We start from the raw sequence: 12,661 nt of genomic DNA, 5'->3' as shown, positions 1-12,661 counted from the left end.
CAGAACAGTCTCATCGCGCAGCCCCAGGCTCGCGATCGTTCAGAAACCGACGGCGAGCGTTTCCAGCCCATGGAAGTGGTAAGTGTCGCGGAAGCGGGGCTGTTCGGCAAGATGCAGTTGCGGATGCCGTTCGAACAAGGTCTTCAGCGACACCTGCAGTTCGAGCCGCGCCAGCGGCGCGCCGATGCAGAAATGGATGCCGGCGCCGAAGGACACGTTCTTCTGGTCGGTGCGATCCGGCCGGAAGGCCTGCGGTTCGGCAAAGGCGCGCGGGTCATGGTTGGCCATGCCGAGCAAGAGCCCGATGGTCTGCCCCGGGTGCACGACGATGCCGGGTGCAATCTCGATCTCCTGATAGGCGTAGCGCATGAACATATGCAGCGGCGCGTCGAAGCGCAGGCATTCTTCGACGGTTGCAGCTGCCGCTTCCGCCGATTTGAAGAAACGGCTGGGATCGCCGCCTTGCGCCAGGATCGAGCGCACGGCGTTGCCGGTCTGGTGCACGGTGGCCTCATGGCCGGCATTGAGCAGCAGGATGGCGGAGGACACCATTTCATCCTCGGTGAGTTTCTGACCGTCCTCTTGCGCCGAGATCAGCAGCGACAAGAGGTCGTCGCCGGGATTCCTGCGCCGCTCGGTGACGTAGCCGCGCAGGAAATCGGCAAATTCGCCCGCGGCGCGATTGGCCGTCTCCTCGGTCTCGCGGCTACGGCCATGGATGTACATGGCGACCATTTGATGCGACCAGTCGAGCAGTTGCGGCCCCATCTCGACCGGCACGCCGAGCATTTCGGCGATGATGGTGATCGGCAGGGGAGAAGCGAAGGCGGGCAAAAGGTCGACCGGTCCGGCCGGATCGAAGCGGTCGATCAGTTCGTTGGCGAGCGCCTCGACCCGCGGCCGCAGCCGCTCGACCTGGCGCGAGACGAAGGCGCGATTGACCAGTGTTCTCAGCCGCGTGTGCACCGGCGGTTCCAGTTCCAGCATGGAGTTTGCCTCGATGCCGTCGAATGCCCTGAGATGGCCTCGGTCCTGGCCGACGCCACGGCTGTCGGGAATGCCGGCGGGGTTCTGGCGACCGAAGCGGCGGTCGCGCAGCAGCCGGTTGACGTCGTCGAAGCCGCCAAAGCACCAGAAGCCGAATTCCTCCCAGAAGAAGGCATTCGAGACGCCGTGCAGGGAGGCATAGGCCTCGTACGGGTTCAGGAAGAAAGCCGGCTCGTGCGGGTCGAGCCGCAGGTGGCGAGTGGCTGGATCAAAGGCCAGGTAGGGCAGCGTCGAATTGGTCATGCCAGACCCATAGCGCGGCTTGCCAGCCTCATTCCAGACCGTATGTTGGCGCCCGCCGTCCAATGAATTGAGCCAGCCGGCGCGGCCGCGGAAAGTCTGAACGCATGAATGTGATCGTTGTCGGCGCGGGTATTGCCGGTCTCTCCACGGCGTGGTCGCTGGTCAAGGCCGGCCACAGCGTCTCGATCGTCGAGCAGGGACCGATCCCCAACCCGCTGGCCGCGTCAGGCGACCATCACCGCATCATCCGCCGCGCCTATCGGACCGGAACCGGCTACGGCAGGCTGATCACCGAAGCCTATGAGGCCTGGGACGAGATGTGGACCGATCTCGGCGAAAGCCATCTCGATGCACGCGGTTTCGTCTGCATTTCGCGCGAACCGGGCGACGAGGCCGAGGAATACCGTGAGGGCCTGGAAGAGGGGAATTTCCCCTTCGAACTGTTCGAGCCCGACGCCGCGGTCAAGCGCTGGCCTTTCCTTGAGCCGGGCACGTTCCGTTATGCCTATCATTCGCCTGAAGGCGGCGCGCTGCATTGCCGCAAGATCGCTTCCGGCCTTGCCTCCTGGCTGCGCGCCAACGGCGCCAATGTCTACGAAAACAGCAAGGTCACCGCGATCGACTCCGAAACGGGCCACATCGTGCTCGAAAGCGGCGAAACCATGCATGCCGACGGCATCGTCGTCGCCGCCGGCGCCTGGGTGCTGAAGCTGTTTCCGGAACTGGACGGCGAACTGAAGACCTATCGGACGGCCCTTGCCTATGTCGAACCGCCGGCTGACCTGAAGGCGGCCTGGGCGGCGGCACCGGTCGTCCTCGACGTCGGCGGCGCTGTCGATGGCTACGTGATCCCGCCCTCCGGCGGCGCCGGCATGAAATTCGGCTCTGGCCTGCACAGGGTGCCGACCAGCGACGCCGACTGGAACCGTCAGCCGGTGCCGGGCGAGGGCGAGGCGATCCGCAACCTGTTTTCGCCGCCGATCGCCCGTATCGCGGAGTATGAGGTGACCGAGGTCGTCACCTGCGCCTACACCTTCACCGCAGACGAAAAGTTCATGGCGCATGCGAAGGGCAAGTGCCTTGTTGTCTCGGCCTGCTCAGGCCACGGCTACAAGTTCGGCGCGGCCGTCGGCAGGCGTGTTGCGGCGACCGTCGGCAACGGCGATGTCGCCGGCCTGAAGCGTTGGCTGCGGGCGGAGGTTGCCTAATCCTGGCAGTGCCTGGGAATATGCACGCGCCGCCAGCCTGACGACCCTTCCCTGACCAGAACGCGCCGCGTGACGGTCTGGTAGGAGGCGGGGACATCGATGATGCGTCTTTGCTCCGGCCGCACCAGCACCTCCTCGGCGATCCGGTCGTATTGCGCCGGGATGACGACGCGACGCGTGCGCTCCGGCTGGATCACCACCGTCTCGGCGACGCGTTCATAACGTGCCTTGTGCCAGACCTTGCACAGCACCTTGCGGCCATGGATGACGCGCCATTCCCAGGAATAGCCGCCGCCATCGACCCTCACCGTGCGGTAGACGGTGCGGGTGACGGCGGGCACGACCTCGTACGTCACCTGCGCTGGAACGGTCATCACCACGCGTTCGCGTGTGCCGTAGATGGGCGGGGTGTAATCGACCTGCTGGCCGGGCGGGCTGACCATCACGTCTTCATAGACGGTGTCGTAGACATCAGGCGTGCGGACCGGTTCGTAGCATTCCACCGCACGGCCGCCGGCCGCCGTCTGCGAAGCCGTGCCGAGCATGGCCAGCCCGGCAATGGCGAAGGATGCGCTTCTCCTGAACATGACACTCCCCCTGTTTGAACTTTAGGCGCAAGTTCAACGCTGAATTGTAGGGGAAGCGGTCCCGGAGAAAAGCGATTTTGCCGCATTTCGTTAAGTGACGCGGTTAAGAAACTGCTACGTTGCGGACCGGTACCGTCCGCTCCGGAGCGGCGTGGGCCTCCGGCGGTGCGATTCCTTGCCGTAAAGCTTGATTCGACTTACCCAGATGGCTAGGACGGGTCGGCCTTGCACAAGGATGAGCCGGCATCCTATCTACGGAACAACGATCCAGAACCGATTCTGCCCGATCTGCCAGCATTCCCGGCGCCGGAATCCCACCGCGAGATAAGAGATAACTGATGAAGAACCCCGTCGAAACCTACATGAACCTCGTTCCGATGGTGGTCGAACAGACCAATCGCGGCGAGCGGGCCTACGACATCTTCTCGCGCCTCCTCAAGGAGCGCATCATTTTCATCACCGGTCCGGTCGAGGACGGCATGGCGACGCTGGTCTGCGCGCAGCTCCTGTTCCTCGAAGCCGAGAACCCGAAGAAGGAAATCAATCTCTACATCAATTCGCCGGGCGGCGTGGTCACCTCGGGCATGGCGATCTACGATACCATGCAGTTCATCAAGCCGGCCGTGTCGACGCTCTGCATCGGCCAGGCGGCCTCGATGGGCTCGCTGCTTCTGACCGCCGGCCACAAGGACATGCGTTTCGCCACGCCGAACGCCCGCATCATGGTTCACCAGCCGTCCGGCGGCTTCCAGGGCCAGGCCTCCGACATTGAGCGCCACGCCATGGACATCGTCAAGCTGAAGCGCCGCCTCAACGAGGTCTATGTCAAGCACACCGGCAAGAGCTACGAGGAGATCGAACGTACGCTCGATCGCGACCATTTCATGACGGCCGACGAAGCCAAGGATTTCGGCCTCATCGACAAGGTCATTTCGTCGCGCGAGCCGGTGGAAGGCGCCGTGGCATAAGGGCTTGGTGGCAGTTGGATGACACCATCACGCGCTTTTGGCGCGTCTTGCGGCATTTCGGCCACAATTGGCTGTTCCCTCGACGGTCGGGATTGCCTACGTTAAGGCTATGTTGATTTTCGACGGCTTAGCTTTGTGTGGGGTTGCTGCGAATCATTGCCACGTTTTCTGATTTGTGTTTCGTACGGAATACGTTGCGGGAGCCGGGACACTGGCGGCGGCGGATTCCCGCGATAAATAGAGTATGCGCCCTTTCAGCCAGACCATCGGCGGGCGGCGATGAAAGGACAGGAAAATGAGCAAGGTCGGCAACAACAGCGGTGACTCGAAGAACACGCTTTATTGCTCGTTTTGCGGCAAAAGCCAGCATGAGGTGCGCAAGCTGATCGCCGGTCCGACGGTCTTCATCTGCGACGAATGCGTCGAGCTCTGCATGGATATCATCCGCGAGGAGAACAAAACCTCGATGGTGAAGTCGCGCGAGGGCGTGCCGACACCGCAGGAGATCCTCAAGGTTCTCGACGACTATGTCATCGGTCAGCCCTACGCCAAGCGCGTGCTGTCGGTGGCGGTCCACAACCACTACAAGCGCCTCGCGCATGCCGGCAAGAACAACGATGTCGAACTGGCCAAGTCCAACATCCTTTTGATCGGCCCGACCGGTTGCGGCAAGACGCTGCTCGCGCAGACGCTGGCCCGCATCATCGACGTGCCGTTCACCATGGCTGACGCGACGACGCTGACCGAAGCCGGTTATGTCGGCGAGGACGTCGAGAACATCATCCTGAAGCTCCTGCAGTCGGCCGACTACAATGTCGAGCGGGCCCAGCGCGGCATCGTCTACATCGACGAGATCGACAAGATTTCGCGCAAGTCCGACAATCCCTCGATCACCCGCGACGTGTCGGGCGAGGGCGTGCAGCAGGCGCTGCTGAAGATCATGGAAGGCACGGTCGCCTCCGTGCCGCCCCAGGGCGGCAGGAAGCATCCGCAGCAGGAATTCCTGCAGGTCGACACCGCCAACATCCTGTTCATCTGCGGCGGCGCCTTTGCCGGCCTGGACAAGATCATCTCGGATCGCGGCAGAAAGACCTCGATCGGCTTCGGCGCCACGGTCGCCTCGCCCGAGGATCGTCGCACCGGCGACATCTTCCGCCAGGTCGAGCCCGAGGATCTCCTGAAGTTCGGCCTCATTCCGGAGTTCGTCGGCCGTCTGCCCGTCCTGGCGACGCTGGAGGACCTCGACGAGCCGGCGCTGATCCAGATCCTGACCGAGCCGAAGAACGCTCTGGTCAAGCAGTACCAGCGGCTGTTCGAGATGGAAAATGTCGACCTGACCTTCCACGAAAACGCCCTGTCGGCGATCGCCAAGCGCGCCATCGAGCGCAAGACCGGCGCCCGCGGCCTGCGTTCGATCATGGAAGCGATCCTGCTCGACACCATGTTCGAACTGCCCGCGCTCGAAGGCGTGCGCGAGGTGGTGATTTCGGAAGAAGTGGTGACCGGCAGCGCCCGGCCGCTCTACATCTATTCCGAGCAGAAGGAAAAGAAGGGCAATGTCAGCGCCTGACATGGCACCTGACCTCATTTTTTTGTGGAACGGCGCCGTTGCGGCGCCGTTTTGCTGTGTGGGGCATGCGGCCTTCGCGATGGAGTGGATTTGCCGGCGATGTTAACTCTTGATCTTTGCCCCGCTTGCATCCACCTAACACGAGAAGGCCGAGGTGCCCGATTTCTGTGCTGTAAAACTCCCGTCACAAACGGTGGTAGGCGGAACGATCCCCGGTCGTTAATATAAGATTCGCGGTTGGCCTGATGGCGACCGCGACATGAAAGGTTGGACAATGGCCAAAATATCCAAGGCTCCCAGCGACGGCGTCTTCGCAGTCCTCCCACTGCGCGACATCGTGGTGTTCCCGCACATGATCGTTCCGCTCTTTGTCGGGCGCGAAAAGTCGATCAAGGCGCTGGAAGAGGTGATGGGTCAGGAGAAGCAGATCCTGCTTGCCACCCAGATGAATGCCGCCGATGACGATCCCGAGCCCGATGCCATCTTCGACATCGGCACGCTCGCCAATGTGCTGCAATTGCTGAAGCTGCCCGACGGCACCGTCAAGGTTCTGGTCGAGGGCGCTTCGCGTGCCAAGATCGTTTCGTTCACCGACCGTCCCGACTTCCACGAAGCCCGCGCCACCGCGCTGGTCGAGCCGGAAGAGGAAGAGGTCGAGGTCGAGGCGCTGGCCCGCTCGGTCGTCACCGACTTCGAGAACTACGTCAAGCTGAACAAGAAGATCTCGCCTGAAGTGGTGGGTGCCGCCAGCCAGATCGACGACTATTCCAAGCTCGCCGACACGGTTGCCTCGCATCTCGCCATCAAGATCCCTGAAAAGCAGGAGATGCTGGCCACGCTCTCGGTCAAGGAGCGGCTGGAAAAGGCGATGGGCTTCATGGAAGCCGAAATCTCCGTCCTGCAGGTTGAGAAGCGCATCCGCTCGCGCGTCAAGCGCCAGATGGAGAAGACGCAGCGCGAATACTACCTCAACGAGCAGATGAAGGCGATCCAGAAGGAGCTCGGCGAAGGCGAGGACGGCCGCGACGAGGCCGCCGAGATCGAGGCGCGCATCAAGAAGACCAAGCTCTCCAAGGAGGCCCGCGAAAAGGCGGAAGCCGAGTTGAAGAAGCTCAGGACGATGTCGCCGATGTCGGCTGAATCGACCGTCGTGCGCAATTATCTCGATTGGCTGCTGTCGATCCCGTGGGGCAAGAACTCCAAGGTCAAGCAGGACCTGGCTTACGCCCAGAACGTGCTCGACACCGACCATTTCGGCCTCGACAAGGTCAAGGACCGCATCGTCGAGTATCTGGCCGTGCAGAGCCGTCAGAAGAAGCTGAAGGGGCCGATCCTGTGCCTCGTCGGCCCTCCCGGCGTCGGCAAGACCTCGCTCGGCAAGTCGATCGCCAAGGCGACCGGTCGCGAATTCATCCGCATGGCGCTGGGCGGCGTGCGTGACGAAGCCGAGATCCGTGGCCATCGGCGCACCTATATCGGCTCGATGCCCGGCAAGGTCATCCAGTCGATGAAGAAGGCGAAGAAGTCCAACCCGCTCTTCCTGCTCGACGAGATCGACAAGATGGGCCAGGACTTCCGTGGCGATCCGTCGTCGGCGCTGCTCGAGGTGCTCGATCCCGAGCAGAACTCGACGTTCATGGACCATTACCTCGAGGTCGAATACGACCTGTCGAGCGTGATGTTCGTGACGACGGCCAATACGCTGAACATCCCTGCGCCCTTGATGGACCGCATGGAGATCATCCGTATCGCCGGCTACACCGAGGACGAGAAGATCGAAATCGCCAAGCGGCACCTGATGCCGAAGGTGATCCGCGATCACGCGCTGCAGCCGAAGGAGTTCTCCGTCGGCGAGGATGCGATCCGCGCCATCATCCAGACCTACACCCGTGAAGCGGGCGTCCGGAGCCTGGAGCGCGAGCTGATGAAGCTCGGCCGCAAGGCCGTGACCGAGATCCTGAAGACGAAGAAGAAGACGGTGAGCATCACGGCGGCGAACCTCGCCGACTACCTTGGTGTCCAGCGCTATCGCTTCGGTCAGGTCGAGGCCGACGATCAGGTCGGTGTCGTCACCGGTCTTGCCTGGACGGAAGTCGGCGGCGAGCTGCTGACGGTCGAAGGCGTCATGATGCCCGGCAAGGGCCGCATGACGGTGACCGGCAATCTGCGCGACGTGATGAAGGAATCGATCTCGGCGGCGGCCTCCTATGTCCGCTCGAGAGCCCTCGATTTCGGTATCGAGCCGCCGCTCTTCGACAAGCGCGACATCCACGTGCACTTGCCGGAAGGCGCCACGCCGAAGGACGGCCCGTCCGCAGGTGCGGCCATGGCGACAGCCATCGTGTCGGTGCTGACGGGCATTCCGGTCCGGGCCGATGTGGCGATGACTGGCGAGATAACGCTTCGCGGCCGCATCTTGCCGATCGGCGGCCTCAAGGAAAAGCTGCTCGCCGCACTGCGCGGCGGCATCAAGAAGGTGCTGATCCCGGAAGACAACGCCAAGGATCTGGCGGAGATTCCGGACAATGTGAAGAACGGCATGGAGATCATTCCGGTCTCGCGCGTCGGTGAGGTGTTGCGCCATGCGCTGGTGCGTATGCCGGAGCCGATCGAATGGGTCGAACCGGTCAATCCACCGGCCACGACCGACAGTGTCGACGACACCGGAAAATCGCTCGCACATTAGATTTTTTCTAAGGTTGCAGTGCACAAACGGAAAGCCGGGCCTCGCGCCCGGCTTTTTCATGTGAAAAACCCCGGATTTCCGGGCTTTTTTCCACTTTTTCCAGGCTTTTCGACTTGGTTGCGGGAACGCTTCTTTCTAAAGTCCGTTTCCTGCCGGATGAGTCGTTAGTTCCGGTGTTCTCATGGAAGGGAATTTTTATGAACAAGAACGAACTGGTGTCCGCTGTCGCCGACGCCGCGAGCATTTCGAAGGGTGACGCGCAGTCGGCGGTCGATGCGGTATTTTCCGTCATCACCGGCGAACTGAAGAAGGGCGGCGATGTCCGGCTTGTCGGCTTTGGCAATTTCACCGTGTCAAAGCGTGCGGCCTCGACCGGCCGCAACCCGCAGACCGGCGCCGAAGTTAAGATCCCGGCACGCACTGTGCCGAAGTTCTCGGCCGGCAAAGGCCTGAAGGACGCCGTCAACTAAGCGTTTTTTCTTTTTCAGAGACAGAAAAGCCGGGCTTGCCCGGCTTTTCATTTTTGTGCCCGACGCCGGTACACGCGACCAGAAAAGCCGGGCTTGCCCGGCTTTTCATTTTAGTGGCTGACCCCGACGCGAGGGGTTATGCGGTCGGCGCGTCGTCGCGCATCAAGCCTTCCTTCTTGAGGTCGGCCCACAACGCCGCCGGCGGTTTCGCGTCAAGCAGCGCCCGGTTGCTTTCGACTTCGCTCGGCCGCTGGCCGCCGGGGATCACCGAGACGACCGAGGGATGCAGCAGCGGAAACTGCAGCGCCGCCTCGATCAACCTGACGCCATGGCGTTTGCAGACAGCCTCGATGCCGGCGACCCGCTCGAGAATGTCTTTGGGCGCCTCGGAATAGTTGTAGTAGGCGCCGGGTTTCGGTCCTGTCGCCAGGATGCCGGAATTGTAGGGGCCGCCAAGGACGATACCGATGCCGCGCTTCTGGCAGAGCGGCAGGAAGGATGTCAGCGCCTCCTGTTCCAGCAGCGTGTAGCGCCCGGCAAGCAGGAACAGGTCGAAATCGCCGCGCTCGGCCAGGGTCTGGGCAACCTGCCATTCGTTTATGCCGCCGCCGAACGCCTTGATCGCACCCTGGTCGCGCAGCGACAGAAGTCCGTAGTAACCGGAGCGCATGAATTCCTCGATGCGCCGGTCGGACGCCTCCTTGCTGCCATGGGTGAAGATGTCGACATCGTGCACGAACAGGATGTCAATCCGGTCGACGCCCAGCCGCTCGAGCGAGGCCTCGAACGAGCGCATCACGCCGTCATAGCTGTAATCGAACACCTCCTGGCGCGACGGTGTGTCGAAGAACTTGCCGATGCCCGTGCGCTGCTCCGGCGGGCAGGCGCGCATGAGGCGGCCGACCTTGCTCGACAGCACATAGTCGTCGGGCTTCTTGCCGCGCAGGAAGGGATTGAGGCGTGTTTCCGACAGGCCGAGCCCGTAGAGCGGCGCGGTGTCGTAATAGCGGCAGCCGGTCGCCCAGGCGGCGTCGAGCGTGGCATTGGCGTCCTCGTCCGAAACAGCGCGGTAGAGATTGCCGAGCGGCGCCGTGCCGAAGCCGAGCTCCGTAAAGGTGAGGCCGCCATTGCCGATGCGGTCGAAATGCCGTGTTTTCATGTCCTGCAGTTTTCCCGGGGGTTGATAGTCTGAGCTGATTTTGTCTGACATGACATTATCACGCCTGAGATCGGGCAAAAGCGCCGCGCGGCGTTGGACACGCATTTTCGCGGTTGCTAGCATGAATGAAATCAAGCTGTTCATGAAAAATTCCAGAACGATTTCGAGGGTGCTGTGAGCGACCGGAACGAAAATCTGTTCGAGACCGCGCTCGACGAACTCGGCGGCGTACTGGCGCGCGTGGACGGCAGCCAGATCAACGCCGCATACAGGATGCTGGCCGAAGCCAGGCAGATCGTCGTCTATGGCTGCGGCCGCGAGGCCTTGCAGGTCAAGGGTTTCGCCATGCGGCTCTATCATCTCGGCCTGCCGGTCGCGGTGGTCGGCGACATGACCACGCCGCCCTTGGGGCCTGGTGACGTCTTCCTGGCCAGTTCCGGACCGGGAGAAACCTCAACGGTGCTGACCTTGATGCGCGTCGCGCGCGATGCGGGCGCGACCAATCTGCTGCTGACCGCCCAGGCCGGCGGCAGCGCGGCAAAACTGGCCGACGCCACGCTGCTCATCCCCGCCCAGACAATGGCCAATGACCAGGGGGCGCAAAGGACTTCGGTTCTGCCGATGGGCTCGGTGTTCGAAGGTGCGCTGTTCCTGCTGTTCGAGGTGATGGTGCTGAAACTCAAATCCTTGACCGGCGCGTCGCCTGAAGCCATGCGCGCGCGCCACACCAACATGGAATAGATCATGCGCTATGAACTGATGCTGCCGCACCAGATCCGCAAGGCGATTGCGCAGAATTGGCCGGTCGTCCTGCCGCTCGGCGTGCTCGAATACCATGGCGAGCACATGGCCGTCGGCATGGACACGCTGGCCGTCATCAAGACGCTGGAGCTGTTCGAGAAGGAGAGGGAAGTCATCATCCTGCCGCCCTTCTATTACGGGGCCGCGAGCTACGCAGTGGCGCCGCCGGAAGGCTCGGGCTCGGTGCAGGTCGGCGGCAATCAGCTGGCGCCGTTCGGCGAGGAACTGTTCTACAGCCTGCTGCGCATCGGTTTTCGCAACATCCACGCCATCATCCACCACCAGACCGAGAATTTCGCCGCCGGCATGCCGACCGATCTCGCCTTCAAGACCGCCGGCCGCCAGGCGATCTTCCGCTTCCTCGAAAAGCAGCGCGGCGAGGGGTGGTGGGGCTCGAAGGACATGTCCGACTATTATGCCGGACACGCCGCCGGGGAAAATTTCTTCAACTGGGTGCAGGTCCATCCGCTGATGCCGGCGGTCATGAACGGCAAGTACCCGTTCGACCATGCCGGGATCGGCGAGACGTCGCTGATGCTGGCGCTATGCCCGGAAGCTGTCGACGCCGCCCGCTTCGCCGACAATACCGGCTGGTACACGGCTGATGCCAAGGACGCATCGGCGGAGCTTGGCAACGAGGGCGTCGCCATGATCATGGACCACCTGCGCGCTATACTGAGGGCCTAAAGGTTGTTTTTCAGCCGCTCCGCCCGGTAGTCGGCGATCGACTTGTCCGGGTCGCTCTTGGTGGCAACGGCCCAGATGAAAGTGGCGGCGCCGGCTATCGCCAGGATGACATAGAAGGCTATGCCAAGCGCCAGGTGATTGGCGTAGAAGCCCACCAGGGCCATGAGCAGGCCGCCGCACAGCATGGCCAGCACGAAGCCGGCGATGACGGCTCGACCTTGCCAGGCGATCGGCATGACGCCCTTGCCGTAGCGGTCATAGCCCTTGTAGCCGACACGGATGTTGCGTGCGAACCAGTATCGGCTCGTCACTTCACGGCTCCCGCGGTCATGCCCATGATGAGATAGCGTTCCAGCGCGATGCCGATGACCGCCAGCGGCGCGATCGCGGCGGTGGCAAGGGCTGCCATTGACCACCAGTTGATGCCTTGCGAGCCGGTCTGGCTCGCCACCATGACGGGAATGGTCTTGGCATCGGTCGAGGTCAGAAGGGCGGCGAAGAAATATTCGTTCCAGCACAGCACCATCGCCAGGATGAAGGCGGCGACCATGCCCGGCAGTGCGATCGGCATGACGATGCGGAAGAACGCCCCCCAGATCGACAGGCCGTCGACGAGCGCGGCTTCTTCCAGCTCGACTGGGATCGAGTTGAACTGGTCGCGCATGATCCAGATGACGATCGGCAGCACCATCAGCGTATAGAGCAGGATCAGCCCGATGCGCGTGTCGAGCAGGCCGACTTCGCGGTAGAGCACCAGGAACGGCAGCGCGAGCACGACAGGCGGCAGGATCAGCTGCGACAGGAAGAAGAAGGAGATGTCCTCGTTCTTGAACCAGGCGAACTTGTAGCGGTAGCGCGTCAGGCCGTAGGCGGCGAGGCTGCCGATGACGATGGCGAGGCTCGATGCGCCGACAGAGGTGATGACCGAGTTCATGAAGCGCTTGAAGAACTCATCACGCACCGTCGAGGTCTCGAAGATCGAATCGGGCGACAGGCCGAGCGATCGCCAGCCCTTCCAGTCCGGCTGGAAGTCGACGAAGGGGATCAGATGGCCCTGGGTGACATCGACCGCCGATTTGAACGAGGTCGTTAGCGTCCAGTAGATCGGGAACAGGCAGATGAAAGCCCAGAACACAAGCGCGCCATAGATGAAGACGCGGCTGGTGACGAAGCTCGCCGGAGAGCGGATTTCGGATACGGTGTATTCGGTGGTTTGAACGCTCATGATCCCACCG

General features: G+C 62.5%; 12 protein-coding genes. 7 read left to right on the top strand and 5 right to left on the bottom strand.

Annotated elements, in window-relative coordinates; genetic code table 11:
• Window positions 1-39 precede the first annotated feature (39 nt).
• Window positions 40-1,290: a cytochrome P450 gene (locus tag JG746_RS22510; protein WP_202354730.1), complete on the bottom strand. Its 1,251-nt coding sequence runs from the start codon at window positions 1,288-1,290 to the stop codon at window positions 40-42.
• Window positions 1,291-1,394: 104 nt separating this feature from the next.
• Here JG746_RS22510 and JG746_RS22505 point away from each other — a divergent pair, with 104 nt between their 5' ends.
• Window positions 1,395-2,498 (top strand): NAD(P)/FAD-dependent oxidoreductase, encoded by a 1,104-nt coding sequence (locus tag JG746_RS22505; RefSeq protein WP_202354729.1) that lies wholly within the window; start codon window positions 1,395-1,397, stop codon window positions 2,496-2,498.
• Here JG746_RS22505 and JG746_RS22500 read toward each other — a convergent pair.
• On the bottom strand, window positions 2,495-3,085 hold the full coding sequence (locus tag JG746_RS22500; protein ID WP_202354728.1) for a hypothetical protein: 591 nt from the start codon (window positions 3,083-3,085) through the stop codon (window positions 2,495-2,497). The two genes, JG746_RS22505 and JG746_RS22500, sit on opposite strands and share 4 nt — an antisense overlap.
• A 338-nt stretch (window positions 3,086-3,423) precedes the next feature.
• Here JG746_RS22500 and clpP point away from each other — a divergent pair, with 338 nt between their 5' ends.
• From clpP to JG746_RS22480, 4 genes are all read left to right on the top strand, one after another.
• On the top strand, window positions 3,424-4,053 hold the full coding sequence (gene clpP, locus JG746_RS22495) for an ATP-dependent Clp endopeptidase proteolytic subunit ClpP (protein ID WP_202354727.1): 630 nt from the start codon (window positions 3,424-3,426) through the stop codon (window positions 4,051-4,053).
• Window positions 4,054-4,348: 295 nt separating this feature from the next.
• Window positions 4,349-5,623 (top strand): ATP-dependent Clp protease ATP-binding subunit ClpX, encoded by a 1,275-nt coding sequence (clpX, locus tag JG746_RS22490; protein WP_010915651.1) that lies wholly within the window; start codon window positions 4,349-4,351, stop codon window positions 5,621-5,623.
• Between the two features lie 274 nt (window positions 5,624-5,897).
• A complete protein-coding gene (lon, locus tag JG746_RS22485; RefSeq protein WP_202354726.1) occupies window positions 5,898-8,309 on the top strand; it encodes an endopeptidase La in 2,412 nt (803 codons plus the stop codon).
• A gap of 197 nt (window positions 8,310-8,506) precedes the next feature.
• Window positions 8,507-8,779: an HU family DNA-binding protein gene (locus JG746_RS22480; protein ID WP_006201846.1), complete on the top strand. Its 273-nt coding sequence runs from the start codon at window positions 8,507-8,509 to the stop codon at window positions 8,777-8,779.
• A gap of 136 nt (window positions 8,780-8,915) precedes the next feature.
• Here the strand turns inward: JG746_RS22480 and JG746_RS22475 are convergent, their stop codons facing one another.
• Window positions 8,916-9,938: an aldo/keto reductase gene (locus tag JG746_RS22475; RefSeq protein ID WP_202354725.1), complete on the bottom strand. Its 1,023-nt coding sequence runs from the start codon at window positions 9,936-9,938 to the stop codon at window positions 8,916-8,918.
• Window positions 9,939-10,112: 174 nt separating this feature from the next.
• Here JG746_RS22475 and JG746_RS22470 point away from each other — a divergent pair, with 174 nt between their 5' ends.
• Together JG746_RS22470 and JG746_RS22465 are read left to right on the top strand one after the other, a co-directional pair.
• Window positions 10,113-10,679, top strand: coding sequence for an SIS domain-containing protein (locus JG746_RS22470; protein WP_202354724.1), 567 nt, complete (start codon window positions 10,113-10,115; stop codon window positions 10,677-10,679).
• Between the two features lie 3 nt (window positions 10,680-10,682).
• Window positions 10,683-11,426 (top strand): creatininase family protein, encoded by a 744-nt coding sequence (locus JG746_RS22465; protein WP_202354723.1) that lies wholly within the window; start codon window positions 10,683-10,685, stop codon window positions 11,424-11,426.
• On the opposite strand, the gene JG746_RS22460 is transcribed toward JG746_RS22465, so the two are convergent.
• Together JG746_RS22460 and JG746_RS22455 are read right to left on the bottom strand one after the other, a co-directional pair.
• Window positions 11,423-11,737: a hypothetical protein gene (locus tag JG746_RS22460; RefSeq protein WP_202354722.1), complete on the bottom strand. Its 315-nt coding sequence runs from the start codon at window positions 11,735-11,737 to the stop codon at window positions 11,423-11,425. The two genes, JG746_RS22465 and JG746_RS22460, sit on opposite strands and share 4 nt — an antisense overlap.
• Entirely contained in the window at window positions 11,734-12,651 is a 918-nt protein-coding gene (locus tag JG746_RS22455) for a carbohydrate ABC transporter permease (protein WP_202354721.1), read from the bottom strand. Before JG746_RS22455 ends, JG746_RS22460 begins: the two co-directional genes overlap by 4 nt.
• Between the last annotated feature and the right edge of the window lie 10 nt (window positions 12,652-12,661).

Origin of the sequence: Mesorhizobium sp. 113-3-3 (assembly GCF_016756495.1) — a bacterium.
Classification (GTDB): domain Bacteria; phylum Pseudomonadota; class Alphaproteobacteria; order Rhizobiales; family Rhizobiaceae; genus Mesorhizobium.
The sequence above is the reverse complement of the archived record's forward strand: the minus strand, read 5'-3'. Positions and strand labels throughout refer to the sequence as shown.

Coding starts and splice junctions, on each gene's coding strand:
- JG746_RS22480 (WP_006201846.1), top strand. CDS start 8,507: ATGAACAAGAACGAACTGGTGTCCGCTGTCGCCGACGCCGCGAGCATT.
- clpX (WP_010915651.1), top strand. CDS start 4,349: ATGAGCAAGGTCGGCAACAACAGCGGTGACTCGAAGAACACGCTTTAT.
- lon (WP_202354726.1), top strand. CDS start 5,898: ATGGCCAAAATATCCAAGGCTCCCAGCGACGGCGTCTTCGCAGTCCTC.
- JG746_RS22475 (WP_202354725.1), bottom strand. CDS start 9,938: ATGAAAACACGGCATTTCGACCGCATCGGCAATGGCGGCCTCACCTTT.
- JG746_RS22500 (WP_202354728.1), bottom strand. CDS start 3,085: ATGTTCAGGAGAAGCGCATCCTTCGCCATTGCCGGGCTGGCCATGCTC.
- JG746_RS22465 (WP_202354723.1), top strand. CDS start 10,683: ATGCGCTATGAACTGATGCTGCCGCACCAGATCCGCAAGGCGATTGCG.
- JG746_RS22505 (WP_202354729.1), top strand. CDS start 1,395: ATGAATGTGATCGTTGTCGGCGCGGGTATTGCCGGTCTCTCCACGGCG.
- clpP (WP_202354727.1), top strand. CDS start 3,424: ATGAAGAACCCCGTCGAAACCTACATGAACCTCGTTCCGATGGTGGTC.
- JG746_RS22510 (WP_202354730.1), bottom strand. CDS start 1,290: ATGACCAATTCGACGCTGCCCTACCTGGCCTTTGATCCAGCCACTCGC.
- JG746_RS22455 (WP_202354721.1), bottom strand. CDS start 12,651: ATGAGCGTTCAAACCACCGAATACACCGTATCCGAAATCCGCTCTCCG.